Here is a 25,490-nt window from a genome sequence, read left to right on the forward strand (position 1 = left end):
TGAAAGGCCGAGGGGCGGAACGCATTGCGTTCCGCCCCTCGGCATGCCGGCAGACCGGAAGCGGCGACGGGGAAAAATCCCGCCGTTTCGGCCGGAGCGGCGGTTCCCGCGTTTCGCAACGGAGCCGCTCCTCCTCTCCGGCCCGCGCTACCGTTCCGCCCGGTATGCTTCGAGTCCGCTTCGGAGGAATGCGACGAATCCGGGTACGCTGAGGTCGTATCCGCGGGGCGGTACGAGCATCTTGCCGCCTCGTCCCTGCAGGACGTAGTAGGGCTGTGCGTTCACGCCGTATGTCGTGAGCGCGTAGCGGGAGTTGATCTTGCCGAGGCTTTTCAGCACTTTTCCCGACTCGGTCGTGACCCATTCGTTCTCGGGGAGCACTTTCTTGTCGTCGGAGTAGAGCGCGACGATCACGTAGTCGTTGCGTAGCATGGCGAGCACCTCGGGATCGGACCATACGCGGGCCTCCATTTCGCGGCAATTGACGCAACCGTGTCCCGTGAAGTCGATGAAGAGCGGCTTTCCGACCTTTTCGGCATAGGCTTCGGCCTCCCGGAGATCGAAGAACCCTTCGAGCCCGTGCGGCAGGTGGAGGAAGTCGCTGTATTTGGGTTTGAGCCCTTCGACGGTCCGCAGCCCCTCTCCGGAGGCCGTACTTCCCGCGGCCGCGCCGCCCTGTCCTGCGACGAAGTCCTGTGTCGCAAGGGGCGGAAGATAACCCGAAAGTCCTTTGAGCGGGGCGCCCCACATGCCGGGAAGGAGGTAGATGACGAACGAGAAGGTGACGATGGCCAGTGCGAGGCGTCCCACACCCAGGTAGGGCATGTCGCTGTCGTGGGCGAATTTGATTTTCCCCAGCAGGTAGAATCCCAGCAGGGAGAAGGTGACGATCCACACGGCGAGGTAAATCTCGCGGTCGAGCAGTCCCCAGTGGTAGGTCTGGTCGGCCACGGAGAGGAATTTCAGACCCAGCGCGACTTCGATGAATCCCAGTACGACCTTCACCGAATTGAGCCATCCGCCGCTTTTGGGCAGCTTCTTGAGCATCGCGGGAAAGAATGCGAAGAGGGTGAAGGGCAGGGCGAAGGCCACGGAGAATGCGAGCATGGTGACGATCGGACTCCAGAACTCGCCTGCGGTGGACTTGATGAGCACCGATCCGACGATGGGACCCGTGCAGGAGAACGACACCAGCACGAGCGTCAGGGCCATGAAGAAGATGCCGGCCAGCCCCTTCGAATCGGCCTTCGCATCGGTCTTATTGACCATCCACGAGGGCATGGTGATCTCGAACGCACCGAAGAACGAGGCGGCGAAGACCATGAATACGAGGAAGAAGAGGATGTTCGGCAGCCAGTGCGTGGCCAGCCAGTTGAATATGTCGGCCGTCACGGCGTCGCCGCCGAGGATGCGCGTGACGAGAATGATCGCCGCGATGGGGAGCGTGTAGAGGGCCACGATGAAGAAACCGTACATGGCGGCGCGGAAACGGCCCAGCGCCGGGCTTCCGGAACCTTTCATGAAGAACGAGACGGTCATCGGGACCATCGGGAAGACGCAGGGGGTCAGCAGCGCGGCGAATCCCCAGAGGATCGCCTCGATGATGAGCGACCAGAGCGTACCTCCGCCCGCGGCATCGGGCGCCGTTGCCGGAGTCGTCGCGGCGAGCGCGGCGGAGGGACCGTTCCCCGTCGCGCCGGCCTCCGTGTCCGACGGCCGCGACGCGGGAACCGCGCCTTCTCCGTTCGCCGAACCCTCTGGAACCGCGATCGTCAGTTCCGTATCGTCGGGCGGCATGCAGCTCGTATCGTCGCAGATCATCCATTCGATCTGCGCCTTGAGCGCGGCCTGCGGAGCCGCGAGTTTCACCCGCTGGGCGAAACGGGCCTTTCCGGAGAAAGTTCCGATCTCCATGCCGAACAGTTCGTCGAAATAGCGGTGCGGCGTGTCGAGCTGTTCGACGCCGCCTTCGAGCGTGACGTCCTCGTTCGGCGTGAAGGTGATCGTCGTGGCGTTGGGACCTCCGTCGTAGGGGCCCATGTCGTACATGTGGTAGCCTGCGGGAATCGCGGCTTCGAGCACGATGCGGTAGGCGTTGTCGTCGAGACGTTCCGCCGTGCCCGTCCACGTGACGTTTTGGCCCGCGGCCGATGCGGCGGCGAACAGTGCCGCGAAGAGCGGCAAAAGTATGCGCATTGGTCTCTGCATGGTCGTATTCGTTTTATAATCCGGACAAATATAGCGGTTTTTTGCGGATTAATCGCTACATTCGCGGGATGATTCGTCTGTCGCTCGTAATCCCTACCTACAACCGTGCCGCGCCGCTGCTGGCGGCGCTCGAATCCGTCGTGCGGCAGGATCTCCCGCCGCAGGAATGGGAATGCGTCGTGGTGAACAACAATTCGCCGGACGATACCGAGGCGCGTTTCGGGGCTTTCGCCGCGGCGCATCCCGGAGTGACGCTCCGCATGGTCCGCGAGGAGAGTCCGGGGGTGTCGTACGCCCGCAACCGGGGGCTTGCGGAGGCGCGCGGGGGGATCGTGGTCTTCATCGATGACGACGAGCGGGTGAACGAAGGCTTCCTGAGGGCCTATGCCGACTTTTTCGACTCGCATCCCGAGGCCGTCGTGGCCGGGGGGCGCATTGTCGCCGAGTATCCCGGGGGACGTCCGGCGTGGATGTCGAAGTGGGTCGAGATGCCGATCGCCAATCCGATGGATTTCGGCGACGCGGTGCGTCCCTTTCCCGCGGGACGGGTCCCGGGCGGCGGCAACATGGCGTTCCGGCGGGCGGGGCTGGAGGGATTCGGCGGTTTCGATCCCTCGCTCGGCCGGGCGAACGGCGAGCTGATCGGCGGCGAGGAGAACGACTTCTTCGAACGGCTGCGGCGCGGCGGCGAGACGATCTGGTACGTTCCCGGTGCGGTGATGTGGCATATCATCCCCCCGTCGAAGCTCACGGAGGAGTACTTCCGGCGGCTGAGCCGCAACGTGGGCGTGAGCCAGCGGCTCCGGGCGCGGATTCACGGCCGCATGGCGAAGACCTGCGCGCTCGAGATCGCGAAGTGGGGAGCGACGCTGCTGCTGGCGCTGACCATGCCGCCCCGCAAGTCCCGCTGGCTCCTGCGCCTGCGCTGGGGGATCGCGCGGGGAATCTTCTGCGGTCCCGGGCGGTAGGCGGCGCGCCCGAGACTGTCCGGACCGGTATGATCGTGGAATCGGCGAAAAAAGGACGTCTCCGGAGGAGGCGTCCTTCGTGTTTTGGTCCGGAGTTTCGTGCGTTCGTCCGGTATCTGAATCTAAAAGAGGTATTTCTCGTGCTTGACCTTGCTGACCAGCCGGTAGATGTCTTTCCAGGCGTCTTCGCCGAAGGTCGTGCCCACGACTTCGATCACCTTGCCTGCGGTGATGGCGCCGATCGTGCCGCACTGGCGCAGCGAAAGCCCTTCGCACAGCCCGGCGAGGAATCCCGCCGCATAGAAGTCCCCTGCGCCCGTGGTGTCCACGCGTCTGGCGGCGGCCATGATGCCCACATGCACCACCTCGTCGCCCCGTTTGATGAGCGCGCCCTTCGTGCCGATCTTCACCACGGCCAGTTCGGCCAGCTCCGAAATCGCCTGCAGGGCGTTCAGCGGCTCGGCTTCGCAGGCGAAGGTCTTGGCCTCGTCCTCGTTGGCGAAGACGATATCGACGTATTCGCGCACCAGGTCGCGCAGGAACGTGAGGTTCTCGGCGACGATGTTGAAGCTCGCCAGGTCGATGGCCACCTTCAGCCCGCACTCCTTGGCCGTGCGGGCGGCCTGCAGGATGAGGTCGTGGCTCTGCACCAGATACCCTTCGACGTAGAGACAGTCGTAGCCGTCGAAGATCGAGGGCTCGATCTCCGCGGCCGACAGCTCCAGCGCTGCGCCGAGGTGGGTCACCATCGTCCGCTCCCCGTCGGGAGAGATGAGCGAAACGCATTTGCCCGAACGCTCCTTTCCGCGGAAGATGAGCGGCTCGATGCCGAGGTTCTCGAGGGCCTGGATGAAGAAATCGCCCGTGGTGTCGGGGCCCACCTTGCCGATGAAGCCCACCTTGCAGCCCAGCTGCGCCATGGCGCGGATCGTGTTGCCTGCCGAGCCGCCGAGCGAGAGCGAGTAGGGGAGTCCGGCCACCGATTTCGAGATTTCGGTCTGGAGCACGGTGTCCACCAGACTCATCGAGCCTTTGGCTAATTTGAACCGTCCCAGCACGGAGTCGGTTTTCAGATTGACCAGCATGTCCGTAAGGGCGTTGCCGATGCCGATTACGCGTTTCATTGGTTTGTGTTCGGGTTTTTGAGGGTTTGCCGCGGTTCCCTTTCCGTCCGTTCGCCCGGGATGTCTTCCGCAGGGACGCACGCATCTCCCTGCGGCCGCTTCCGACGGGCGGAGCGCCGGTGGAGGAGACGGGAACCGTATCCGGGTCTTCCCGGTATTATATGGATAGTATCTTCACCAGATCCAGCGCACCGCGGTCGATGCCCTTGTTGTGCTTGACCGCCTTGGCGAAGGGCACATAGACGATCTGCCCGTTGCGGATGCCGATCATCACGTTGCGCTGTCCGTCGAGAATCGCCTCGATGGCCGCTTCGCCCATGCGCGAGGCCAGAATGCGGTCCACGGCCGTGGGCGAACCGCCGCGCTGAATGTGGCCCAGAATCGTCACACGGGCGTCGTACTGCGGGAACTCCTTCTTGACACGTTGGGCCAGCGCCGTGGCGCCGCCCGTCTTGGGGTTCTCCGCTACGATCACGATCGCCGAATTCTTGCTCTTGCGGAAACCGTGGTTTATCAGTTCGGCCAACTGGTCCACTTCGGTCTCCATCTCCGGGATGATAGCGGCCTCGGAGCCCGTGGCGATGGCGCTGTTGAGCGCCAGATAGCCGGCCGTGTGGCCCATCACTTCGACGAAGAAGAGCCGCTCGTGGCTCGACGCCGTGTCGCGCAGCTTATCGACGGCCTCCATGATCGTATTGAGCGCCGTGTCGTAGCCGATCGTCGAGTCCGTGCCGCCCAGGTCGTTGTCGATCGTTCCGGGAAGCCCGACGATCGGAACGTTGTACTCCTGGGCGAAGATTTCGGCGCCTGTCAGCGAACCGTCGCCGCCGATCACCACCAGCGCGTCGATACCGGCCTCCGCCATATTGTCGTGGGCGGCCTTGCGTCCTTCGGGCGTGGTGAACTCCTGACAGCGCGCTGTCTTGAGGATCGTGCCGCCCAGTTGGATGATATTGCTCACGCTCTGCGACTTGAATTCTACGATCTCGTTGAACACCAGTCCCTTGTATCCGCGCATGATACCCTTTACGGCGAAGCCGTTGTAGATCGCGCTGCGCGTCACCGCGCGAATCGCCGCATTCATGCCCGGGGCGTCGCCGCCCGAAGTCAGAACGCCTATGCATTTGATTCCGGCCATACTCTCATTCGTTAAAAACAAAACCGCCCAAAGATAGTGATTTTTCGGGTTTCCGCAAAAAAGAGGGGCGGCATTCGCGGCCGCCCCTCCGATCGGTGGATCGTCTCTATTCCGTTGCGGCCGAATCGGCCTGTCCGCCGGTGTTTTCCGCACCGGCCGAAGCTTCGAGCGTGACGGTCGTCTTCCCGTCCTTCTCTCCGGTCTGCGCCTTGAGCGCCACGACCTCCCGTCCGTCGGAGTTCACCTTCAGTTCGCCCTGCTGCTTGTCTAACGTGATGTCGAGCGACTTCGACGGTACGGAGATATGGAGGGCCTTGCGGCCTTCGCGGACCACGCTCTCCTCGTCGTAGTTCTCCAGCAGCTCTTCGAGCGTCGTGATGCTGTCGTCGATGACGATCTCCTGCCGCAGCGCCTCGCGGAATGCGGCGCGCTTGTGGCGGATACGCTCCCCGACGTTCTCGTGGATGGCGATCGTCGAGCAGGCGATGATCGAAGCCAGCCACAGAAGGAAGATCGCCAGCACGGTCTTGCCGCCGGGCTTGCGCGAGGCGATCAGGCACATCAGTACGTAGATCAGCAGGATGACCGGGATGAGGACCGCGAAGATGCCCAGCACGGGAACCCAGAGCGTCATCTCCTGAAGGAATGCCGGCGAGAGCAGTTCCGATCCGCCGACGATCACGGCGAACAGCCCGATGATGAGGGCGCAGGCGGCCATGATAAGCCCGAAGACCAGCACCCCGGCGATGATTTTCAGCAGGATCAGCACCACCTGGCCGAAGAGCGACACGGCCTCCGCCACGATCGGTTTGGCCCGGGCGTCGGGGTCGTTGCTTGCGGCGGCCGCGGTGGTCTCCCCGATGGTCTGCGCCGTGATCTTCTCGCCGTTCATCTCCAGCTTCTGCCGGGCCGTGCGGGCCGCCGGGACGGCGAACCACATGATGAAGTAGCAGATCAGGAAGATGCCGAACAGGTTGCCGAACATCGGGCTGAACCAGTGCAGGAAGGGAATCCACCCGAAGCAACTGAACAGCAGCGGGAGGAAAAGTCCCAGCCGCACCCACACGGGGTCTATGTCGAAGTACCGGCCGATGCCGGCGCAGACGCCTCCCAGCTTGGCGTTCTCCGTGTCGCGGTAGAGACGGCGCGGGATGCGCGGGGTGTCGCTGTGCAGGTCGGCGTCCGCCGTCTCGGAGATGTCCTCGGCGGAGCCCATCTGGCGGATGATATTCTCGATGAGCGGCTTCTCGACGATGCGGGCGTTGTCCTGCGCCGAGAGGATCAGTTCGGCGATGCGCGCCTCGATGTCGGCGACGATCTCCGCCCCGTCGGCCGAATCCTTGTAGGAGCGTTTCAGGCTCTCGAGATAGGCGGCCAGCTCTTCGTAGGCGTCGGCGTCCAGCGTGAACGCCACGCCCGAAATACTGCATTTCTTGACCTCTTTCATGGTTTTGCGTGCTTGGGGAATGGATTTAGTTGCGGATGCTGCCGCCGCTCGATTTGCTCAGGTGGGTCGAGCAGTCGCCCGAGTAACGGATCGACGAACCGCTCGAGGCGTTGGCGCGGAGCGTTCCGGAGCAGTGCACCGAGGCTTTGGAGCCGCTCGAGGTGTCGATCGAGCACGTCGCGGCGTCGAGTTCGTCGGCCGAAAGCTTGGCGGCCGAGCTGAGGTTGGCACGGAATTGGGCGGCTTTGCCCGAAAGGGTGATCTTCGCGGCGCTCGACGCGTCTGCGCGGCACTCCTCGACGTCGAGGGCGGCGACGATCTTCGAAGCGCTCGACGCGTCGAGCGAGCACTTCCCGGCCTTGACGGCCGCTTCGACCTTCGCGGCGCTGGAGGTCTCGATCGAGAAATCGTCGGCGCCGAGCGCCGTGCGGCAGACGATCTGCGAAGCGCTCGATGCCTTGAGCGCACGGATCTTGCCGTTGGACGGTACGGTGACTGTCACGTGGGCGTTCGAGACGCTCCGGGCGCCTTTGCGGCCCTGGTCGAGTGCGACGCGCAGCGTGCCCTGCCGCTCCTCCACGACGACGTATTCCATCAGGTTGTCGTCAGCTTCGATGCGGATGCGGTCCGTGTTGTCGTCCGTGATGAGGACCGTGACTCCGCAGGCCGAGGAGACGGTTTCGAAGTCCGGGGCCGGGATCGTGCGGTCGATGAGGTTGCCGCTGCCGTTGATCCGGTTCGGGGAGGCGAGAACCTCCGAGGCGGAGAGGCCGAGGATGCAGCCTGCGACGGATGCCAGTGCACCCAGGATGACGAATATCAGAAGGATCTTTTTCATGGTTGTGATTTGTTAGGGTTTTGTCGTTTTCATGCGTTTTTCCCGTGGCGGATGACCTGAATCTGTCCGACGAGCTCGTCCCACGCCTCGTCGAGCGTGCGGAGGTACTCGCAGCCCTTCTCGGTCAGGGTATAGTATTTTCGGGGAGGTCCCTGCGGGGACTCCTCCCAGCGGTAGGTCAGCAGTCCTGCGTTCTTCTGCCGCGTGAGAATCGGGTAGAGCGTACCCTCGACTACGATCATCTCGGCCGCCTTGAGCTCGGCGATGATCTTCGGAGCATACGAGTCCCCGCGCGAGAGGATTGCGAGGATGCAATACTCCAGGATTCCTTTGCGCATCTGCGCTTTTACGTTGTCTTCGGCCATGGTTTCAGGGGTTTAAGCGTTTCGGGGCCTTGGGTACGATCAGCCAGAGGATGATGTAAACCCAGAGCGAGAGACCGCCGAAAAGAATCAGAATGAGGGTGGCGATGCGGACCAGCGATACGTCGAGTCCGAAAAATTCCGCCAGACCGGCGCATACGCCGGCGATGATGCTGTCCTGCGAGCGGAATAACCGCCTGTTGTCGTTCGTTGCCATTGTGTTTTATCGTTTTTTGTCGTTGAGCGTGAATTTGCGTGCCGGTTGTTCGGGAATGACGATCCAGAGGATGATGTAGGCCCAGATCGAAAGGCCGCCGAAGAGAATCAGCAACAGCGTTACGAGGCGGATCATCGTCGGGTCGGCGTCGAAGTATTCGCCCAGTCCGCCGCAGACTCCTGCGATCGAGCGTTCGGTCCGCGAGCGGTAGAGTTTGCGCGGGGAGGGCGTTTCGTCCTCTTTCGGCGCGGGATCGCCGTTTTCCGGCGCTCCGGCCGCAGCGTCGCGGCGCGGTTCCCCGAAGGCGGCCGGAGTGCCCATCTGGTTCATCGTGGCGCGCACGACGTCGAGCGTGATGACCCGCATGGGCGACGATACCCGCTCGCGGAAGATTTCGGCGATGCGGCGCTCGATGTCGCCCATCGTCTCCGTGTCGTCCTCCGGCAGACGGCTCCGGATGTCGTCCAGATAACACCGCAGCGTGCGGCAGGCGTCGTCGTCGAGCGTGAAGGCTTCGGAGCCGATGTTTACGGTAACAGTCTCTTTCATGGTCGTAAAGGTATTGTCGCAGGTTTGTTGTTTTGCGGGTTCTACTATTTTTACATTGCAAATATAATACTTATTTAAGTATTATGCAATACAAAGTACTATATTTTTTCGTTTGCATGCGATTTTTTTCACGGAGCCTTTCCGAAGATTTCCGAAGGGGATGATGAATTATATATAGGTATGCCGTCGTACCGGCGGCATTTCGTGTCGCAAGGCGGTGTCGGGAGGGCCGCCGTATCGGATTTTTTCGTATCTTGGAGTGACCAAACCTTAAAACCTTACCGCAATACGATGAAATTCTTTGTCGATACGGCGAATCTCGATCAGATTCGCGAGGCCCATGCGATGGGCGTGCTCGACGGGGTGACGACCAACCCGTCGTTGATGGCCCGGGAGAATATCCGGGGCGAGGAGGCGTGCCGCCGCCATTACGTCGAAATCTGCCGGATCGTGCAGGGCGACGTGAGCGCCGAGGTGATCTCGACGGATTTCGAAGGAATGGTGCGCGAGGGCGAAGCGCTGGAGGCGCTCGACCCGCATATCGTCGTCAAGCTGCCGTGCACGGCCGAGGGAATCCGCGCCGTCCGCCATTTCGCCGAACGGGGCATCCGCACCAACTGCACGCTGGTCTTCTCCGTCGGGCAGGCGCTGCTGGCCGCCAAGGCGGGCGCTACCTACGTTTCGCCTTTCGTCGGCCGTTTGGACGACATTTCGGAAGACGGCGTGGAGCTGGTGGCGCATATCGTCCGCGTCTATCGGACCTACGGGTTCCGGACGCAGGTGCTGGCGGCCTCGATCCGCCACACGCGCCATATCATCCAGTGCCTCGATGCCGGAGCCGATGTGGCGACCTGCCCGCTCTCGGCGATCAAGGGGCTGCTCCGCCATCCGCTCACGGAGAGCGGGCTGGCGCAGTTCCTGGCGGATCATGCCCGGGTGAACGGATAGCCCGCCGGGCGGACGGGACGGAAGGGGCGGGGATGTCGCGGGCGGATCCCCGCCCCGTTGCGTGTCCGTTCCGGAGAAAAGATGTGAAAAATTGCAGACGTATGTTGCGTTTCGCGCCTCCGTTTCGTCTTATGTGCAAATGAAGGAGTTGGACTTCGACCGAGATATCGTGCCGCTTCGCGACCGGATGTTCCGCTATGCGCAGAGCCTGCTGCTGTGCGCGGCCGAGGCGGAGGATGTGGTGCACGATCTGCTGGAACGCTTCTGGCGGGAACGGGAACGGCTCTGCGTGCGGAGCGATGTCGGCTCTTTCGTGATGACCGCCGTGCGGAACCGCTGTTACGACAGCCTCCGCAGACGCGAGGCCGACCGGCGGCGCGGGGAGGCGGCGGCCTGCCGGACGGATCGCTTCGCCGCGGAGGATGCCGAGCGATGGGAGGCCCGCGAGCTGGTGCGGCGGGCAATGGCCTGCCTCCCCGAGCGGCAGCGGGAGACGCTCCACCTGAAGGATATAGAGGGCGTTCCGACCTGCGAGATCGCCCGGATGCTCGGCTGCGACGAAGCACAGGTGCGCGTAATCCTCTCCCGCGCCCGTCACGGACTGCGAGAGGCGTTGAAAAAATGGATGGACGATGAACGAACGACGAAAACGGATTGAGGAGCTGGCGGCGCGCTATTTCGAGGCCCGGACGACGGATGCCGAGGAACGCGAGCTGCGCGAGTTGTCCCGCGTGGGGGATTCCGGGATGACGGAGGAGTTGCGGGTGCTCTTCGGAGGACTGGATGCGCTGGCCGGAGAGCGGATGCCTGTTGAATGGGAAACGGCCGTCGGGCGGCTGTCTGCCGCGGAGCGGCCGCATGTCCCGTCGGGCAGCAGGCCTGCCGGGCGGCAGCTCCGGATGCCCGGTTCCGGGATGCCGCTTCGGCGGAGCGTGCGGCGGTTCGTGCCGTGGTGGGGCGTCGCGGCGGCTGCGGCGGTGGCGCTGGGAGCGTTCCTCTGCGTGGAACTGCTGCGCGAGCCCTATTGCTATATCGACGGACGAGCGGTCTATGACCGGGAGACCGCCATGCGGACGACGGCCTATCTCGGTTCGTTCGCCGTACTCGAATCGCCCGGCCGCATCGTGGACGACCTGTTGGAAAACCGATAAAAAACCGAATATATGGACAAAAAATTGGCATTCACCGGATTCTTTTTGCTGTGCACCCTGCTTTCCGCCACGGCGCAGCAGGCCGATTCGCTGCGTATTCTGCCGGAGCTGCCGTCCGCCGGAGCGGGCGAGCCGATCGGGGAGGTGGAGAACGAGCTGGTGACCATGCGCCGCGGCAGCGACGACAGCAGCGTGGTTCTCGAAGTGGCGGGGTTCGGCCTGACGCTCGGACGGGCTTCCGACACGGAGACGGGCAAACACCGCGAGGTGAAATCCTATCCGCGCGTGTGCGGAGTGTTCTGCGACGGCATCGAGCTGGGTTTCAACACGCTGGTCGGCCTCGACTATGCGGGCTATCCGGCCGGAACGGAGGATTTTCTCGACGTGCGGCCCGGCAATTCGTTCCACTTCGGCATCACGCCGGTCGGTCTGGATATCGACCTGGACCGGAAACGGAAATTCGGATTCTCGACCGGTCTGCGCTATACGGTCGATAACTACCGGTTGTCGAACAATTCGATCACGCTGGGGCGCGAGGACGGCCGGATCGTCCCCGTGGCGCTGGACGAGCCGGCCGGCAAGTCGAAACTGCGCATCACGTCGCTCGGTTTCCCGCTGCAATTTTCCTGCGAGCCGGTCCGCCATCTGAACATCGCGGTCGTCGGTTACTGCGATTTCACGGTCGGGGTCAATTCCATCTACAAGAAACCCAAGGTGAAGAACGGCCTGTCCGGAGTGAATCCCTTCCGATTCGGAATCGGCGGGGCGGTCTCCTACCGCGGTTTCGGCGTCTATGTCCGCTACGGCATCACCCCGCTTTTCAGGAGCAGTGCCGGGCCGACCTGTCACCCGCTGTCGTTCGGTGTCTGTATCTTCATGTAAACGGAGGTGTCTATGAAACGGATCGTATTGTTGTTGCTGGCGTCGCTGCCGATGCTGGTGCAGGCGCAGAATGTCTCCTGGAAGTTTTTCGACCGTTATACGAAGGCCGAAGGGTTCACCAGCGTGCAGTTGGAGCGGAAGATGATGCGGATGATGAGCCGGCAGGCCGCCGAAAAGGGCGACGAAGGGCTGGCCGGCCTGCTGGACGGTATCCAGTATATCCGGATCGTGGCGCTCGACAAGGGGGACGGCGGTCAGTTCGTCGCCGATGCCGAGGCCCTTGCGACCGCTCCGGACAACCGTTTCCATCTGGTGATGTCGGAGACCGAAGGGGGACAGACCACGAAATTCTATCTGCGCGAGGCGGAGTTCTACTACTATTCAGAGCTGCTGATGCTGACCTACGGCACGAAGGAGACCGTCGCGGTGAACATCTACGGGCAGTTCGATCTCAAGCAGGTCGCACGGCTCTCGTCGATCCGCCCGCAGCGGTAACGGTTCCGGTTCCCGGACCGGAACAGAGCGTACTTCATTAAGAGAAACACCCCGGCCGTTTCAGGCCGGGGTGTTTTCGGTTTCGTCGGTTCGGGACTTAGTCCTCGAACTTCGCGGAGAGGAATTCGCGGTTCAGACGGGCGATATGCGCGATCGAGATGGATTTCGGGCATTCGGCCTGGCAGGCTCCCGTGTTGGTGCAGTTTCCGAATCCCAGTTCGTCCATCTTGGCGACCATCGCCTTGGCGCGGCGGGCGCCCTCCACGCGGCCCTGCGGCAGCTTGGCCAGCGACGACACGCGGGCTGCGACGAAGAGCATCGCCGAGCCGTTCTTGCATGTCGCGGCGCACGCTCCGCAGCCGATGCAGGCGGCGGCGTCCATCGACTCGTCGGCGTCGGGCTTCGGAATCGGAATGGCGTTTGCGTCGGGCACGGAGTTCGTGCGTACGGAGATGAAGCCTCCGGCTTGCAGGATCTGGTCGTAGGCCGAGCGGTTCACCACGAGGTCCTTGATGACGGGGAAAGCCGCCGAGCGCCACGGCTCGATGGTGATGGTCGCGCCGTCCTTGAACTTGCGCATGTAGATCTGGCACGTGGTGGCCGCCTGGCCGGGGCCGTGCGCGTGGCCGTCGATGTGCAGCGAGCACATGCCGCAGATGCCCTCGCGGCAGTCGTGGTCGAAGGCCACGGGCTCCTTGCCCTCGTGAATGAGGTTGTTGTTCAGGATGTCGAGCATCTCGAGGAACGAGGTGTCGGCCGAAATGTTCTCGACCTTGTACGTTTCGAATGCGCCTTTCGATTTAGCGTCCTTTTGACGCCATATCTTTAATGTAAAATTCATGGTTTCGATTCGATGATTAAAGTTTAACGTCAATTGGATTTAGTCCTTGTAGTTGCGCTGGGCGGGGTGTACGAACTCGAAATTCAGCGGCTCCTTGGTCAGCTCCGGAGCCTGGTCCATACCCTTGTACTCCCAGACGGCGGCATAGACGAACTTTTCGTCGTCGCGCTTCGCCTCGCCCTCTTCGGTCTGGTGCTCGACGCGGAAATGGCCGCCGCACGACTCCTCGCGGTTGAGTGCGTCGCGGGCCATCAGCTCGCCCAGCTCGAGGAAATCCGCCAGGCGGATCGCCTTCTCCAGCTCTACGTTAAACTCGTTTTCGCGGCCTACCACCTTCACGTCCTTCCAGAACTCCTTGCGCAGGGCCTGGATTTCGGTGATGGCCTTTTCGAGCGACTCCTTCGTGCGGGCCATGCCGACGTTCTCCCACATGATGTGGCCCAGCTTCTTGTGGATGTCGTCCACCGACTGCTTGCCCTGGATCGAGAGGAGTTTCGCGATCTTCTCCCGGACGCCCTTCTCGGCCTCGTCGAAGGCCTTGGTGTCGGTCTTCACTTTCGGAGCCTGGATCTTGTGCGAGAGGTAGTCGCCGATGGTGTAGGGCAGCACGAAATAGCCGTCCGCGAGACCCTGCATGAGGGCCGATGCGCCCAGACGGTTCGCGCCGTGGTCCGAGAAGTTGGCCTCGCCGATGGCGTAGAGGCCCGGGATGGTGGTCATCAGGTTGTAGTCCACCCAGATGCCGCCCATCGTGTAGTGCACGGCGGGGAAAATCTGCATCGGCTGCTCGTAGGGGCTGACGTCGGTGATCTCCTCGTACATGTCGAACAGGTTGCCGTAACGCTGCTTGATGATGTCCTTGCCCAGACGCTCGATGGCGGTCTTGAAGTCGAGGAACACGGCCAGACCCGTCTCGTTCACGCCGTAGCCGGCGTCGCAGCGCTCCTTGGCGGCGCGCGAAGCCACGTCGCGCGGCACGAGGTTGCCGAAGGCCGGGTAGCGGCGCTCCAGATAGTAGTCGCGGTCCTCCTCGGCGATGTCCGAAGGCTGCTTGGCTCCCGAACGGATCGCCTTCACGTCCTCGAGCTTCTTGGGAACCCAGATGCGGCCGTCGTTGCGCAGCGACTCCGACATGAGCGTGAGTTTCGACTGCTGGTCGCCGTGTACGGGGATACACGTGGGGTGGATCTGCGTGAAGCAGGGGTTGGCGAAGCCGGCGCCCTTGCGGTAGCACTGGAAGGCGGCCGAGCCGTTCGACGCCATGGCGTTGGTCGAGAGGAAGAAGACGTTGCCGTAGCCGCCCGTGGCGATCACGACGGCGTGCGCGCCGTGGCGTTCGATCTCGCCCGTCACGAGGTTGCGGGCGATGATGCCGCGCGCCTCGCCGTCCTCGATGACGATGTCGAGCATCTCGTGGCGCGGGTAGCTCTTCACCGAGCCGGCGGCGATCTCCTTGTTCAGGGCCGCGTAGGCGCCGAGCAGAAGCTGCTGGCCGGTCTGGCCGCGGGCGTAGAAGGTGCGCGATACCTGCGCGCCGCCGAACGAACGGTTGGCCAGCAGGCCGCCGTACTCGCGGGCGAAGGGCACGCCCTGTGCCACGCACTGATCGATGATGAGGTTCGAGACCTCGGCCAGGCGGTAGACGTTGGCCTCGCGGGCGCGGTAGTCGCCGCCCTTGATCGTGTCGTAGAACAGACGGTATATCGAGTCGTTGTCGTTCTGGTAGTTCTTCGCGGCGTTGATACCGCCCTGTGCGGCGATCGAGTGGGCGCGGCGGGGCGAATCCTGGATGCAGAACACCTTGACGTTGTAGCCCAGTTCGCCGAGCGAAGCGGCTGCGGAGGCGCCTCCCAGACCGGTTCCGACGATGATGATGTCGAGCTTGCGCTTGTTGGCGGGGCTTACGACCTTGATAGCTGCCTTGTGGTTGCTCCACTTCTCGGCGAGCGCACCGGCAGGAATTTTAGCATCTAATTTTAAAGCCATATCGTTTGTGTGTTTGTTGTTCTACGAATTGATTAGCAAGCGGCGCCTGCGATGCAGGGGCAGAGGAAGAAGACGAGCACCACGGCAGCGAACCCGAGGAACACGATCGTCGCCACGATATTGGCGATGCACTTCAGACGGGGATACCACGTGTCGTTGGCCCAGCCTACGGTCTGGAACATGGACCACACGCCGTGCGTGAGGTGGAACCACAGCGCGGCGAACCAAACGAGATAGAGCACCACGTAGTACCACTGCGAGAAGGTGTAGGCGATGAGCGACGCACCGTCGGCCGCGCCGAAGCCCAGCGAGTTGGTGTGTCCGCCCAGAATCTCTACGAGCTGCATCTTCGCCCAGAAGTTGTAGAGGTGGAGCAGCAGGCCCAGCAGGACGATGACGCCCAGCACGAGCATGTTCTTCGAAGCCCACGTCACGCCAGGCTCCTGCACCGTGACGGCGTAACGCTGCGAGCCGCGTGCGCGGTAGTTGTTCAGCGTGAGGACGATGGCGTAGATGAAGTGCACCACGACACCCAGCGCCAGAACGGCCGTTCCGACGAGTGCGTACCAGTTGGCGCCCAGCAGCTCGCAGATCGTGTTGTAGGCTTCGGGCGAGAGGATCGCCGTGACGTTCATCGACATGTGGAAGAGGATGAAGAGCACGAGGAAGCATCCCGTCACGCTCATTACTAACTTCTTGCCAAGCGAGGAATTAGATAGAAAACAGCTCATAATGTTTTGAATTTGTTTATATTTGTTAAAGATTTGTGTTTCCGTTGGCAAAGATAGCCATTGTTCGCGGAATAACAACAAAAACGGGCGGGAATTTTGTGCCCGGAAGGAGGGTTCGTATGACGAAAAAAGAGCTGCGCCGGACGATGAAGGCGCGCAATCTTTCGCTCGGGGCCGAAGCGCGGTCCGTGGCCTCGGCGCGGATATTCGGCCGGGTCGGGGAGTCGCCGGCCTTCGCCGCGGCGCATACGGTGGCGCTCTTCTCGGCCCTGCCGGACGAACCGGACACCGGGGGAGTGGCGGAGAGGTGGCGTGCGGCGGGGAAGCGGCTGGTCCTGCCGCGCGTCGAGGGCGACGCCATGCGCTTCTGCGACTGCGATCCGGCGGCGCTGCGGCGCGGGGCGTTCGGCATCGCCGAGCCGGAGCCCGGGGCGCGGACATGTCCGCCCGGGGAGATCGACCTCGTGGTGGTTCCCGGGGTGGCCTTCACGGCCGGAGGTGTCCGGTTGGGACGCGGGAAGGGGTATTACGACCGTTACCTTTCGCAGACGGAGTTCCGCGGGGCGACGGTCGGGGTCTGCTATGCGCACCAACTGGTCGGGGAGCTGCCCTCCGAACCGCACGACGTGGCGGTGGACTGCGTCGTGGCGGAGTGAGGCGCCGCGTATCGCGGCACGAAGCGTGCACGGTATGGCCGGCCGTGCGGAGTGCGTCCGGGACATTGCGGCAGGAGGTTCCGGACCGCGGACCCGACCGGGGTGTTCCGGCCGGTGCGGAAAGAAAAAACAACCGTTGAAATGACAGGAGAGAAGGGTATGGGAGCGAAAAAACGCCGGGTTGCGCTCGTGCTGGGCGGCGGCGGAGCGCGGGGAATCGCGCATATCGGCGCGATCGGGGAGCTGGAGCGCCGGGGATTCGAGATCGCGGCCGTGGCGGGAACGTCGATGGGGGCGCTGGTCGGCGGCATGTACGCTGCGGGGCATCTGGAGCCTTTCCGGGAGTGGATGTGCGCGCTGGACCGCTATAAGGTCTTCAGCCTGGTCGATTTCGCCTTCAGCTCCGAAGGACTGGTCAAGGGCGACCGCGTGATCGCGGCGATGAAGGAGCTGGTTCCCGACGTGCGGATCGAACGGATGCCGCTGCCGTTCGCCGCCGTGGCGGCCGACCTGCTGACCGGACGCGAGGTGGTGCTCGACAGCGGCGGGCTGTACGATGCCATCCGGGCGTCGATTTCCATCCCTTCGGTTTTCCGGCCCGTGCGCCGCGACGGCATGGTGCTCATCGACGGCGGCACGGTCAATCCGCTGCCGCTCAACCGTGTGCGGCGCGAGGAGGGCGACCTGCTGATCGCCGTGGACGTCTGCGCCCCGTTCGCTGCGGCTCCGGCGGCCGGCAAGGTGTCGCTGAACTATTACCGGATGCTCACCGCCTCGTCGCAGATCATGCAGCAGCATATCGCGGGGCTGATGCGCCGGCTGTACCGGCCCGACGTCGTCGTGGAGCTGCCGGCCGACAGCTTCAGCATGTTCGAGTTCTACCGTTCGGAGGAGATCGTCGAAGCGGGGCGCCGGGCGACCTGCGAGGCGCTCGAACGCCGTGCGGCCGGGGACTGATATGGCATGGATTTTGTTAAAATCGGAAAAAGATTGCGGCGGTCCGTTTTTGAAGAATTCAAAGAATAATAAATAAGTAGTGACGCAACTTCACACAGATTTGAGGACCGCCGCAATGTTGTCTTCGACTCCGGAAAAACTTCCGGGATTCCTATGCGGCAAAGATAAAGAAAGATTCTGAAATCGCAACTGTTTTGCCTGAATGTGATATGGGTACGCCCAAAAGGCCGAAACCCGTATCCTTTTCCGCTCCGGAGTTCCCTTTCCGGGGTATGCGTGCGGCCCGTATCGTCTATGCGGACGCCCGGACTCTCCGTTACGGAGGGTCCGGGCGTCCGGTTGGGCGTATGTGCGCCGCGTCAGCGGAGGTAGTCGCGGCAGCCGCGGTGGCCGCGCTTGCCGATCGGGAAGCCGAGTCCGAGCGTGACGTTCATCGAACTTTGCCGGATCGGAATCCACTGCGGGGTGTGCTTGGCCATCAGGACGTCGGTGGCGACGAAGAAATTGATCCAGCCCGGACAGAGGTTCAGCGCCAGGCCGAGTGCGCCGCCGTTGTTGCCTATCACCGTGTAGCTGCCCGTGAGGTGGAACCAGTCGATCGGGCGGAAATTGACCGACCCGGTGATGTTGTGCAGCGTCTTGTATTCCCAGAAGCGCATCGTGTAGAGCAGGCCCACGCTGGCGCGGTTCTGCCACATCTTGTATTCGAGCCCGGCGTTCACCGTGGCGCGCAGCATGCGCGTCGCGCTGCTGGCCTCCTGCTTCTGGAATTCGAGTACGTCGAGGTTGAAGTCGGGCTGCGAGCTCGTGCCCTCGCCGTCCACGGTGACGCCCGTGAACTCCATGTTCTTGACCGAACGGCCCGAAAGGGTGTTGCCCTTGCCCCAGCCGATGAAGCCCAGGTCGTTGATCGCCAGCGAAGCCTGCAGGTCGGGCAGGATGTCGTACGTGGCGCCCAGATCGACGGCGAAACCGTAACCCGTCGGGCTGGTGGGCTTGAAGTCGATGTCGTCGAATGTGTAAACCATCTCGCCGCTGTCGTTCATCTCGGTCGTGGCCTCCAGCCCGGCGGCCGAAATGTCGAGCGATCCGTCGGCCTCGACGGCCCAGCGGTCCTCGTTCAGCGATACGTCGAAGCGGTTGAAGTTGGACTTCGCGCGGACGATTCCGGCGAGGAACTTGCCGCGCACGCCGACGTAGAGGCGGTCGTCGAGCAGCGGGAACGAATAGGAGAAGGCCGCCTCGAGGTAGGAGTCGCTGATTACGCCGATGTCGCTGATGCGCCCCTCCTGCCCGTTCTTGATGAAGTCGAAGAGCGAGTAGGGGATGTTGGCTTCGGCGTTGACCCGCACGTTGAGGTCGAACGACCAGAAATTCTTGCGGTTTTTCGTGTAGGCGCCGAATCCGATGACGTTGATGCGGGTGTCCGCCCCCAGCAGGTTTTTGTCCTTGAGGCCCGAAAGCGCCTCGGCGGCCGATACGGAGCTGTCGAGCAGCGTCACGAGTTTCCCGTCGCGGGGATAGAAGATCTTGTCGAGCGAGATGTTGCCGCTCATGCCGACCTGGATGCCTCCCAGCACGGGGAAGTTCACGTAGCCGCGCTGCGGTGCGAAGGCCGGGTTGAGCTGGCTGCGGAAGGTCGAGCCTTCCATGAAGTAGGACGAGGGGTTCTGGGCTGCGGCGCCGACCGTTGCGAGAAGCGCCGCCAGTAAAATGCGGATTTTTTTCATGTTCGGTGCGCTTTTATCAGATGTCGAGTTTCAGACCGCCGCGTTTTACGAGCCGCAGGTCGATGGTGATTTGCTGTTTCGCGGAGTTGTCGAAGCCGCGGTCTCGGTAATAGATTTCGAGCGCGATGGGAATGCGGATCGTGGCTCCGTCCACGATCTGCCGCAGGTCGTCGGCGTAGAGCTGCGTTGAGGGAATGGCGTTCTCCTCCTTCGTGGCGTCCACCGTGATTTCGAATGCGACGTCGGAGGGCAGGAACACCGGTTCGAGCCGCATCGTCACCGGCAGACGGCTCGAGATCGAGCCGTAGATGTGCAGCGTATTCTTGGCATCGGGCGTACCCTCCGGGTCGAGGTTGTCGGAGAGCATGTCGATCACCTCGTCGTCGAGGTCGATATGGCCGATTTCGTACTCCACCGGTTCGATGTCGATGGTTCTGAGGTAGTCCGAGGCGACCTGCTTGATCCGGGTTTCGATTTCGTCGGCGGAGAGCTCGAGCGCCGTCTTGAAAGCCTCGGTGTACTCTTCGAGCGGAATGCCGGACTCTTCGATGCCGATCGCTCCGGCGAACTCGTCGTAGTATTTCTCGTAGGTCAGCCGGACCACTCCGTCCAGCTTCTCCGGGTTCTGCCGCATTTCGGCGATCGTATTTCCGATAAGACCGTCGCGGTAATCGGAGTCGCCGGTCAGGGCGGGGAGGTTCACTTCCTTTTCGGAAGAGGGCAGCCAGATGTCGGCTTCCCGGAAGATCGCTTCGATGTTCACGCCGTTTTCGGCGATTTCATCCATCGAAACCTGCACGGTGGCGAGCGGAATCCGGAATTCGGAATTTTCGTCGCCGATGGCGACGTTGTCGAAATCGAGGTCGCTCAAATCGTAATCCCGATCGACACACGCCGTCATGAGCGCTCCGGAGAGGAGCAACAGGGAAAGGGTTCTCATAGGGACAAGTGTTGATTTCGGGCGCAAAGGTAGAAAGTTCCGATAAATAAAACAAAATATCGGACGTTTTTGTATATGCGGTCCGTCTTTGCGGGATATTTGTTACATTTGCAGCGTCTATGGCCGCATCCGAGAAATCCGATCTGAAGGAGCAGGTGGCTCTGCTGCCGCTCTCGCCCGGCGTCTATCAGTTCGTGGACCGCCGCGGGACGGTTATCTACGTGGGCAAGGCCAAGAGCCTGCGCAAGCGCGTTTCGTCCTATTTCGTGCAGTCGAAGGAGCACAGCGCGAAGGTGCGGGTGCTGGTCCGCCAGATCGCCGCCGTCCGTCACATCGTCGTCGGGAGCGAGACGGATGCCCTGCTGCTCGAAAACTCCCTGATAAAGAGCCTCCAGCCGCGTTACAACATCCTGCTCAAGGACGACAAGACCTATCCGTGGATCGTCGTGCGGCGCGAGGCGTTTCCCCGCGTGCAGTCCACGCGCACGCTGTTGCGCGACGGCTCGCAGTACTTCGGTCCCTACGGGTCGGTGATGATGCAGCGCAGCGTGCTGGACTTCATCCGCGAGGTGGTCCCGCTGCGCACGTGCAAACTCAATCTTTCGCCCGAACAGATCGCCCGGGGACGCTATTCGGTCTGCCTGCAATACCATCTGGGCAACTGCAAGGGGCCCTGCGTCGGTTTGCAGAGCGAGGAGGAGTACGCCCGGCAGGTGGAGCTGGTCGTCTCGGTGCTCCGCGGCGATCTGCGCCCCGTGCGGCAGTATCTCGAAGGGGAGATGGAACGTGCGGCGGGGGAGCTGCGCTTCGAGGCGGCGCAGCGCTACAAGCAGCGGCTCGACGCGCTGGACAACTACGCCGGTCGGTCGGTGATCGTCAGCGCGCGGATCGTCGATGTCGATGTCTTCTCGCTGCTGCCGGACGACGACGCGGCGTGGTGCAACTTCGTGCGCATCCGCCACGGCTCGGTGGTGGGCGTCTCGACGGTGAAACTCTCGACGGGCGTGGGAGCCGACGAGCGCGACATGCTGACGCTGGCCATACAGCATATCGTCGAACACATTGCCGGGGGCGAGCTGGCCCGCGAGGTGATCGTGCCGTTCCTGCCCTCGACGACGCTGCTCTTCGACGGCGTGACCTTCACCGTGCCCAAGCGGGGCGAGAAGCTCGACCTGCTGGAGTTTTCGCGCAAGAGCGCCCGTATCTACCGCGCCGAGCAGCTCAGGAATCTCGAAATCCGGAATCCCGAGCGCTACACCGAACGGTTGCTGAACGCCTTGCAGAAGGAGCTGCGTCTCGACCGTCCGCCGCGGCATATCGAGTGTTTCGACAACTCGAATTTGCAGGGGGCGCATCCGGTGGCTTCGTGCGTGGTGTTCCGCGACGGGAAACCCTCCCGCAAGGAGTACCGTCATTTCAATATCAGGACCGTCGAGGGCCCCGACGACTACGCTTCGATGCGCGAGGTGGTCTTCCGGCGTTATACGCGCCTCATGGCCGAGGGGGCCGAGTTGCCCGACCTCGTTATCGCCGACGGCGGCAAGGGGCAGATGGGGGTGATCCATGAGGTGCTGGAGCGGCTGGGGCTGGACATTCCCATCGCCGGACTGGCCAAGGACGACCGCCACCGCACTTCCGAACTCTACTGCGGTTTCCCGCCGCTGCTGGTCGGCGTGCGCCCCACCTCGCCGCTCTTCCATTTCCTGACGCATATCCAGGACGAAGTGCACCGTTTCGCCGTCTCGTTCCACCGTCAGAAACGCAGCAAGGACTTTATCCATAGCGAACTGGAGCGGATCGAAGGGGTGGGCGAACGGACGATCCGAACGCTTCTGCGCCATTTCCGCACGGTGGAGAAGGTCCGCACGGCCCCGGCCGAAGAGCTGTCGGCGCTCGTCGGCCCGGCGAAGGCGAAGAAGATCCTGGCGTATTTCGGGCGGTAGTCCCCGGATTTCCGTCCGCCGTGTGCTGTCCGTCCCCCCCCCTCCGAATATCCGGTGTGGAGGCTGCCGGAAGCGGCTGTTTCCGGGCGTTGCCGACCGGATCGCGGCCGGTTCCCGGCAACTCGATTGCGGCCGTGCGGAGGTTCCCTTCGGGAAAAATCGGCTTATTTTTTGAAAAGTTGCGAAAATCTCCTATCTTTGTCCTCCCGATTCATCGCGTATGCGTCGGAGGCGGAACGATCCGCCTGCGCAGGCGACACTGCCCGGATGGCGGAATCGGTAGACGCGTTGGTCTCAAACACCAATGACAGCAATGTCGTGCCGGTTCGACCCCGGCTCCGGGTACAGAGGAAAACTTCCGGACAGTCGAAAAACGACTGTCCGGAAGTTTCGTTTCTGCCGTTCTGCGACGGAATCCGCGGCCGGGGACATTTTGCGGCCGGTCCGGACCGGGAGTGTCCGGGCGTCTTTTTCAGCGTTGCGGCCTGTCTGGCCTGTACGACGGTGCAGATCGCGCTGAGCCACCGCTGGCTGCGACGGTTCCGTTTCGGTCCTGTGGAACGGCTGTGGCGGACGGGGACACGCATGTCGTGGCGGCCGTCGGCTCGGTGAGCCGGAGTTTCCGGCCGTTCCTCTCTTCTGCCGGGTGCTTTGTCGCAGGCGGCCGGTCCGCCTGTCTGCCGCAAATGTCGCCGCCTTGCGTGCGTTTGCGGCAAACGTTTCGCTCGTTTCCGGCTCGCGTCGCGCGTTACGGCATGACGCGCGGAAAGACGAATCCGATGCGCGTCTGGTCCGACCAGAGGCGGAGATACTCCCCGTCCGAGCCGACCGACGCCATGTCGCCTGCGTCGCCCAGACCCAGTTCCATGTTCTCCGAGATCGTCGCGGCGCTTTTCTCGCCCTCGGCAGGCATCGCCTCCAGCCGGAGGGAGACGTACTGCCGTCCCTCGTCGTCCTGAATGCGGAAAAGGCATTGCGACGGGTCGGCGAGCAACTGGTGGCTCTCCCGGTCGAAGAGGAACACGGGCTTGCCGTTGCGATAGACGCCGGGCGTCTCGGCCGTGAGCAGCGCCTTGCGCTGGGTCCTGAGCTCTTCGTCGGCGGTATCTTTCGAGCAACCACCTCCCGCGGTGAGCAGCAGGGCGGGAAGCAGGAATTTTCCGATTTTCATGGCGTTCATTTTACGGTGATGTATTTGATGAGATACTGCTCCGAGCCGCTTTCGGCTTCGGTGACGACGGCCGTCAGACGGTGTTCCCCGGCCGGGAGCGTGACGTAGGTCTCCTCGGTCCGCTCTCCGTCGATGTACCATGCGACGCTTTCCATCCGGCGGGGGTAGTCGAGGACGCTCAGCGCGACGGGCTGGTCGTGCGAGAATCCGTCGGCCGGCACGGCGATATGCACGCCGTTCTGCGTGGAGATGGGCGATGTCGTGAACGACAGCGTCCGACTGCTGGAACTCTCGTCCGAGAGGAGCGTGACGGTCGCCGAATAGGTCATGGCGGGCAGCAGGCCGCCGATGTGGAGGGCGTTTCCGCGCACGGTCCGTTCGCCTTCCGTCCTTCCCGACCGGCCCCAGCTTACCTTCCATTCGCTTTCGGGAGCGCCGTCCCACGTCAGCAGGGCGTCGTACTGCCGGGCTTCGGCCGTGATTTCGAGTGCGGCGGTCTTCCTGGCCTTCATCCGGATATGTCCGCCGGAGCGTTCGATCTCGCCGAACGCCGCGCCGGGCGCTTCGTTCTTCCAGGAGACGTAGTGTCTGTTGCTGCCCGGAGAGAGGCTCCGGACGTCGTCCGTTCCCGGGAAAAAGGTCCGTCCGGCGCTCTGCGTTCCGTAGGAGGACGGAACCGACCGCACGAGTTTCATGCACTCGTGGCCCGGGTTGCAGTTCAGTGAGTTGCCCGTGTGCCACCTGGAGGCGTATGCCGGTGTGTAGTCCACGTGGTAAACGAGCATCCCGCCCTCTCCGACGTCGGGGATGTGCCGGTCCCACTTGTTGCCCGCCGGATCGCGGCTTTCGAGCAGGAAATAGTCGTTGTCGGTCGGCGTGCGCACGAGATATCCTTCGTCGTTGGTGACGGGCCCCAGCTCCAGATCGCCCCCGTCGGCGATCTCTTCCGGTTCGGCCCATCCGACCATCCAGCGCTCCAGGATGTTGAGTGCCGGGGGCGTGCGTCCGTCGTTGTTGTAGCTGCCGCTGCACATGAGCGAATACGATTCGAGCGCCGGGGCGTTGCCGCCCGAGCCCGCATAGTCCGTGTCGTAGAAGTCGGGCCAGCCGAGCACGTGGCCGAATTCGTGGCAGAAGGTCCCGATGCCGGCCATCACGCGGTCGGCGTTCAGTTCCGACGAGCAGGCGTAGCCTGCGAGCTGCACTCCGTCCAGCAGGACATCCCGGTAGCGCGGGTCGCCCTGCACGTCCCACCGGTGTGGCCAGATCGTCTGCGGGTCGGCCGTCTCGGCCTGGTTGTGTCCCGCGTAGAACACGAAGACGTCGCGGATCACGCCGTCGTCGGCGAACTGCGAGAAGTCGATTTCGTCGTCGGCCAGACGGCATGTCTCGACGATCAGTTCCGGGGTGTTGTCCGTCCCGTCCGATCCGGCGTAGTAGGCCGCCTCGCGGGAGGCGCGGTAGGGGCCCGCGACGACGAATTCCGGGTCGAAGCGTCCGTTGGAGTTGTCGTGGTAGTAGTTCCATGCGCTGCCCGTGGCGCCGTTTACGCTGTAATTGTCCTGCATGAGCAGGTCGTGGAAGTCCTGCTGCGCGCTGCCCGATACGAACGTTCGGTCGGGAAACTCCACGAGCAGGATCAGCGACCGGAGCTTTCCGACGGTCGTCGCGGAGGAGATTCGGCGCGGTGCGGAGGGTTTGCCCTCGGCGGCGGCCGCTTCGTCCGGGGTGGCAGGGGATTGCAGGCGGGCGGGGCGTTCCATCGTGCGCACGTAGGTCGGTTTGAGCCCGGGACCCAGTTTGGCGACGAGGGCGCGTTCTCCGGCCGAAAGCGCACCGACCGGTCGGGCCTTTACCTGCGTGGGAACGAGCCGCCCCTCGGCGTTGCGCGAGGCGTAGTAAAGATCGCCGTCCGCGCCGCCCGTGAGCGTGTATCCCTCTTCGGAGAGGAAATAGTGGTAACGCTCGTCGCCGACGATGCGGACGAGCAGTTGCGAGCCGTCGCTTTGGGTGATGCGCACCGGGCGGGGGTAGGCCGGTACGCCCCGGACCGGTGCGCGGCCGAGCGTCAGCGCCGAAAGCACCAGTACGAATGGGAGAATGTGGCGTTGCATGGCATGTCGTTAAGGGTGAGCGATTGTCCGGGAGGACCGGATCGTGCGTATAAAGGTAACTCTTTAATTTTGAAAAAGCAAACCGATCGCGCGG

At 63.1% G+C, this 25,490-nt stretch carries 25 protein-coding genes and 1 tRNA gene; 11 read left to right on the forward strand and 15 right to left on the reverse strand.

The annotated features are described in order from the left end of the window. Positions 1 to 147: 147 nt before the first annotated feature. Positions 148 to 2,208, reverse strand: a complete 2,061-nt coding sequence (locus tag FME97_RS08640; protein WP_141429016.1) for a protein-disulfide reductase DsbD family protein — start codon at positions 2,206 to 2,208, stop codon at positions 148 to 150. 68 nt (positions 2,209 to 2,276) lie between these two features. On the opposite strand from FME97_RS08640, the gene FME97_RS08645 reads away from it, so the two are divergent. Next, entirely contained in the window at positions 2,277 to 3,176 is a 900-nt protein-coding gene (locus tag FME97_RS08645; protein WP_141429019.1) for a glycosyltransferase family 2 protein, read from the forward strand. Between the two features lie 122 nt (positions 3,177 to 3,298). Here FME97_RS08645 and FME97_RS08650 read toward each other — a convergent pair whose 3' ends face one another. From FME97_RS08650 to FME97_RS08680, 7 genes are all read right to left on the reverse strand, one after another. Continuing rightward, entirely contained in the window at positions 3,299 to 4,300 is a 1,002-nt protein-coding gene (locus FME97_RS08650) for an adenosine kinase (protein ID WP_141429021.1), read from the reverse strand. A gap of 157 nt (positions 4,301 to 4,457) precedes the next feature. Continuing rightward, positions 4,458 to 5,438: a 6-phosphofructokinase gene (pfkA, locus tag FME97_RS08655; RefSeq protein ID WP_141429023.1), complete on the reverse strand. Its 981-nt coding sequence runs from the start codon at positions 5,436 to 5,438 to the stop codon at positions 4,458 to 4,460. A 106-nt stretch (positions 5,439 to 5,544) separates the two neighbouring features. Beyond that, a complete protein-coding gene (locus tag FME97_RS08660; RefSeq protein ID WP_141429025.1) occupies positions 5,545 to 6,885 on the reverse strand; it encodes a PspC domain-containing protein in 1,341 nt (446 codons plus the stop codon). A 25-nt stretch (positions 6,886 to 6,910) separates the two neighbouring features. Further along, complete coding sequence (locus tag FME97_RS08665; protein ID WP_141429027.1) at positions 6,911 to 7,723, reverse strand: head GIN domain-containing protein; 813 nt, start codon at positions 7,721 to 7,723, stop codon at positions 6,911 to 6,913. Between the two features lie 29 nt (positions 7,724 to 7,752). Next, positions 7,753 to 8,088, reverse strand: coding sequence for a PadR family transcriptional regulator (locus FME97_RS08670; RefSeq protein WP_141429028.1), 336 nt, complete (start codon positions 8,086 to 8,088; stop codon positions 7,753 to 7,755). A 4-nt stretch (positions 8,089 to 8,092) separates the two neighbouring features. Continuing rightward, the gene (locus tag FME97_RS08675; RefSeq protein ID WP_141429030.1) at positions 8,093 to 8,302 is read right to left on the reverse strand and encodes a PspC domain-containing protein; all 210 of its coding nucleotides are present in this window, start codon (positions 8,300 to 8,302) and stop codon (positions 8,093 to 8,095) included. 6 nt (positions 8,303 to 8,308) lie between these two features. Next, positions 8,309 to 8,851 (reverse strand): PspC domain-containing protein, encoded by a 543-nt coding sequence (locus tag FME97_RS08680; protein ID WP_141429031.1) that lies wholly within the window; start codon positions 8,849 to 8,851, stop codon positions 8,309 to 8,311. Positions 8,852 to 9,142: 291 nt separating this feature from the next. Between FME97_RS08680 and fsa the strand changes: the two genes are divergently transcribed. The 5 genes from fsa (at position 9,143) to FME97_RS08705 (ending at position 12,327) form a co-directional block, all read left to right on the forward strand. Then, the gene (gene fsa, locus FME97_RS08685) at positions 9,143 to 9,799 is read left to right on the forward strand and encodes a fructose-6-phosphate aldolase (RefSeq protein WP_141429032.1); all 657 of its coding nucleotides are present in this window, start codon (positions 9,143 to 9,145) and stop codon (positions 9,797 to 9,799) included. A 139-nt stretch (positions 9,800 to 9,938) separates the two neighbouring features. After that, complete coding sequence (locus FME97_RS08690) at positions 9,939 to 10,457, forward strand: RNA polymerase sigma factor (protein ID WP_141429034.1); 519 nt, start codon at positions 9,939 to 9,941, stop codon at positions 10,455 to 10,457. Then, complete coding sequence (locus FME97_RS08695) at positions 10,432 to 10,950, forward strand: hypothetical protein (RefSeq protein WP_141429036.1); 519 nt, start codon at positions 10,432 to 10,434, stop codon at positions 10,948 to 10,950. The genes FME97_RS08690 and FME97_RS08695 overlap by 26 nt, the downstream gene beginning before the upstream one ends. Before the next feature lie 12 nt (positions 10,951 to 10,962). Continuing rightward, a complete protein-coding gene (locus FME97_RS08700; protein ID WP_141429037.1) occupies positions 10,963 to 11,832 on the forward strand; it encodes a porin family protein in 870 nt (289 codons plus the stop codon). Between the two features lie 12 nt (positions 11,833 to 11,844). Then, a complete protein-coding gene (locus FME97_RS08705; protein WP_141429039.1) occupies positions 11,845 to 12,327 on the forward strand; it encodes a DUF4252 domain-containing protein in 483 nt (160 codons plus the stop codon). A gap of 97 nt (positions 12,328 to 12,424) precedes the next feature. Here FME97_RS08705 and FME97_RS08710 read toward each other — a convergent pair whose 3' ends face one another. From FME97_RS08710 to FME97_RS08720, 3 genes are read right to left on the reverse strand one after another with little or no spacing between them, the layout of a single operon-like run. After that, on the reverse strand, positions 12,425 to 13,168 hold the full coding sequence (locus tag FME97_RS08710; RefSeq protein WP_141429041.1) for a succinate dehydrogenase/fumarate reductase iron-sulfur subunit: 744 nt from the start codon (positions 13,166 to 13,168) through the stop codon (positions 12,425 to 12,427). Between the two features lie 39 nt (positions 13,169 to 13,207). Further along, on the reverse strand, positions 13,208 to 15,154 hold the full coding sequence (locus FME97_RS08715; protein ID WP_141429042.1) for a fumarate reductase/succinate dehydrogenase flavoprotein subunit: 1,947 nt from the start codon (positions 15,152 to 15,154) through the stop codon (positions 13,208 to 13,210). Between the two features lie 32 nt (positions 15,155 to 15,186). Then, positions 15,187 to 15,885, reverse strand: coding sequence for a succinate dehydrogenase cytochrome b subunit (locus tag FME97_RS08720; RefSeq protein WP_141429045.1), 699 nt, complete (start codon positions 15,883 to 15,885; stop codon positions 15,187 to 15,189). A 119-nt stretch (positions 15,886 to 16,004) separates the two neighbouring features. On the opposite strand from FME97_RS08720, the gene FME97_RS08725 reads away from it, so the two are divergent. Beyond that, complete coding sequence (locus FME97_RS08725; RefSeq protein ID WP_141429047.1) at positions 16,005 to 16,541, forward strand: 5-formyltetrahydrofolate cyclo-ligase; 537 nt, start codon at positions 16,005 to 16,007, stop codon at positions 16,539 to 16,541. Positions 16,542 to 16,682: 141 nt separating this feature from the next. Then, positions 16,683 to 17,498: a patatin-like phospholipase family protein gene (locus tag FME97_RS08730; protein WP_232522858.1), complete on the forward strand. Its 816-nt coding sequence runs from the start codon at positions 16,683 to 16,685 to the stop codon at positions 17,496 to 17,498. 359 nt (positions 17,499 to 17,857) lie between these two features. Here the strand turns inward: FME97_RS08730 and FME97_RS08735 are convergent, their stop codons facing one another. Both FME97_RS08735 and FME97_RS08740 read right to left on the reverse strand, forming a co-directional pair. Then, a complete protein-coding gene (locus FME97_RS08735) occupies positions 17,858 to 19,228 on the reverse strand; it encodes a DUF5723 family protein (protein ID WP_141429049.1) in 1,371 nt (456 codons plus the stop codon). A gap of 16 nt (positions 19,229 to 19,244) precedes the next feature. Further along, positions 19,245 to 20,168: a hypothetical protein gene (locus FME97_RS08740; RefSeq protein ID WP_141429051.1), complete on the reverse strand. Its 924-nt coding sequence runs from the start codon at positions 20,166 to 20,168 to the stop codon at positions 19,245 to 19,247. A 119-nt stretch (positions 20,169 to 20,287) separates the two neighbouring features. On the opposite strand from FME97_RS08740, the gene uvrC reads away from it, so the two are divergent. The 3 genes from uvrC (at position 20,288) to FME97_RS12660 (ending at position 22,723) form a co-directional block, all read left to right on the forward strand. Further along, complete coding sequence (uvrC, locus tag FME97_RS08745; RefSeq protein WP_141429053.1) at positions 20,288 to 22,111, forward strand: excinuclease ABC subunit UvrC; 1,824 nt, start codon at positions 20,288 to 20,290, stop codon at positions 22,109 to 22,111. A 261-nt stretch (positions 22,112 to 22,372) separates the two neighbouring features. Further along, a tRNA-Leu gene (locus FME97_RS08750) sits at positions 22,373 to 22,456 on the forward strand. Next, positions 22,430 to 22,723, forward strand: coding sequence for a DUF418 domain-containing protein (locus tag FME97_RS12660; protein ID WP_141429055.1), 294 nt, complete (start codon positions 22,430 to 22,432; stop codon positions 22,721 to 22,723). Before FME97_RS08750 ends, FME97_RS12660 begins: the two co-directional genes overlap by 27 nt. Before the next feature lie 136 nt (positions 22,724 to 22,859). Here the strand turns inward: FME97_RS12660 and FME97_RS08760 are convergent, their stop codons facing one another. Further along, the gene (locus FME97_RS08760; RefSeq protein ID WP_141429058.1) at positions 22,860 to 23,282 is read right to left on the reverse strand and encodes a hypothetical protein; all 423 of its coding nucleotides are present in this window, start codon (positions 23,280 to 23,282) and stop codon (positions 22,860 to 22,862) included. Positions 23,283 to 23,287: 5 nt separating this feature from the next. Then, the gene (locus FME97_RS08765) at positions 23,288 to 25,396 is read right to left on the reverse strand and encodes a M6 family metalloprotease domain-containing protein (protein ID WP_141429060.1); all 2,109 of its coding nucleotides are present in this window, start codon (positions 25,394 to 25,396) and stop codon (positions 23,288 to 23,290) included. Between the last annotated feature and the right edge of the window lie 94 nt (positions 25,397 to 25,490).

This window comes from Alistipes dispar (genome assembly GCF_006542685.1).
GTDB classification, from domain to species: domain Bacteria; phylum Bacteroidota; class Bacteroidia; order Bacteroidales; family Rikenellaceae; genus Alistipes; species Alistipes dispar.

What these genes read in the sequence shown, in the direction of transcription:
- FME97_RS08640 (WP_141429016.1), bottom strand. Translation starts at nt 2,208, where the DNA reads ATGCAGAGACCAATGCGCATACTTTTGCCGCTCTTCGCGGCACTGTTC.
- FME97_RS08645 (WP_141429019.1), top strand. Translation starts at nt 2,277, where the DNA reads ATGATTCGTCTGTCGCTCGTAATCCCTACCTACAACCGTGCCGCGCCG.
- FME97_RS08650 (WP_141429021.1), bottom strand. Translation starts at nt 4,300, where the DNA reads ATGAAACGCGTAATCGGCATCGGCAACGCCCTTACGGACATGCTGGTC.
- pfkA (WP_141429023.1), bottom strand. Translation starts at nt 5,438, where the DNA reads ATGGCCGGAATCAAATGCATAGGCGTTCTGACTTCGGGCGGCGACGCC.
- FME97_RS08660 (WP_141429025.1), bottom strand. Translation starts at nt 6,885, where the DNA reads ATGAAAGAGGTCAAGAAATGCAGTATTTCGGGCGTGGCGTTCACGCTG.
- FME97_RS08665 (WP_141429027.1), bottom strand. Translation starts at nt 7,723, where the DNA reads ATGAAAAAGATCCTTCTGATATTCGTCATCCTGGGTGCACTGGCATCC.
- FME97_RS08670 (WP_141429028.1), bottom strand. Translation starts at nt 8,088, where the DNA reads ATGGCCGAAGACAACGTAAAAGCGCAGATGCGCAAAGGAATCCTGGAG.
- FME97_RS08675 (WP_141429030.1), bottom strand. Translation starts at nt 8,302, where the DNA reads ATGGCAACGAACGACAACAGGCGGTTATTCCGCTCGCAGGACAGCATC.
- FME97_RS08680 (WP_141429031.1), bottom strand. Translation starts at nt 8,851, where the DNA reads ATGAAAGAGACTGTTACCGTAAACATCGGCTCCGAAGCCTTCACGCTC.
- fsa (WP_141429032.1), top strand. Translation starts at nt 9,143, where the DNA reads ATGAAATTCTTTGTCGATACGGCGAATCTCGATCAGATTCGCGAGGCC.
- FME97_RS08690 (WP_141429034.1), top strand. Translation starts at nt 9,939, where the DNA reads ATGAAGGAGTTGGACTTCGACCGAGATATCGTGCCGCTTCGCGACCGG.
- FME97_RS08695 (WP_141429036.1), top strand. Translation starts at nt 10,432, where the DNA reads ATGAACGAACGACGAAAACGGATTGAGGAGCTGGCGGCGCGCTATTTC.
- FME97_RS08700 (WP_141429037.1), top strand. Translation starts at nt 10,963, where the DNA reads ATGGACAAAAAATTGGCATTCACCGGATTCTTTTTGCTGTGCACCCTG.
- FME97_RS08705 (WP_141429039.1), top strand. Translation starts at nt 11,845, where the DNA reads ATGAAACGGATCGTATTGTTGTTGCTGGCGTCGCTGCCGATGCTGGTG.
- FME97_RS08710 (WP_141429041.1), bottom strand. Translation starts at nt 13,168, where the DNA reads ATGAATTTTACATTAAAGATATGGCGTCAAAAGGACGCTAAATCGAAA.
- FME97_RS08715 (WP_141429042.1), bottom strand. Translation starts at nt 15,154, where the DNA reads ATGGCTTTAAAATTAGATGCTAAAATTCCTGCCGGTGCGCTCGCCGAG.
- FME97_RS08720 (WP_141429045.1), bottom strand. Translation starts at nt 15,885, where the DNA reads ATGAGCTGTTTTCTATCTAATTCCTCGCTTGGCAAGAAGTTAGTAATG.
- FME97_RS08725 (WP_141429047.1), top strand. Translation starts at nt 16,005, where the DNA reads ATGACGAAAAAAGAGCTGCGCCGGACGATGAAGGCGCGCAATCTTTCG.
- FME97_RS08730 (WP_232522858.1), top strand. Translation starts at nt 16,683, where the DNA reads ATGACAGGAGAGAAGGGTATGGGAGCGAAAAAACGCCGGGTTGCGCTC.
- FME97_RS08735 (WP_141429049.1), bottom strand. Translation starts at nt 19,228, where the DNA reads ATGAAAAAAATCCGCATTTTACTGGCGGCGCTTCTCGCAACGGTCGGC.
- FME97_RS08740 (WP_141429051.1), bottom strand. Translation starts at nt 20,168, where the DNA reads ATGAGAACCCTTTCCCTGTTGCTCCTCTCCGGAGCGCTCATGACGGCG.
- uvrC (WP_141429053.1), top strand. Translation starts at nt 20,288, where the DNA reads ATGGCCGCATCCGAGAAATCCGATCTGAAGGAGCAGGTGGCTCTGCTG.
- FME97_RS08760 (WP_141429058.1), bottom strand. Translation starts at nt 23,282, where the DNA reads ATGAAAATCGGAAAATTCCTGCTTCCCGCCCTGCTGCTCACCGCGGGA.
- FME97_RS08765 (WP_141429060.1), bottom strand. Translation starts at nt 25,396, where the DNA reads ATGCAACGCCACATTCTCCCATTCGTACTGGTGCTTTCGGCGCTGACG.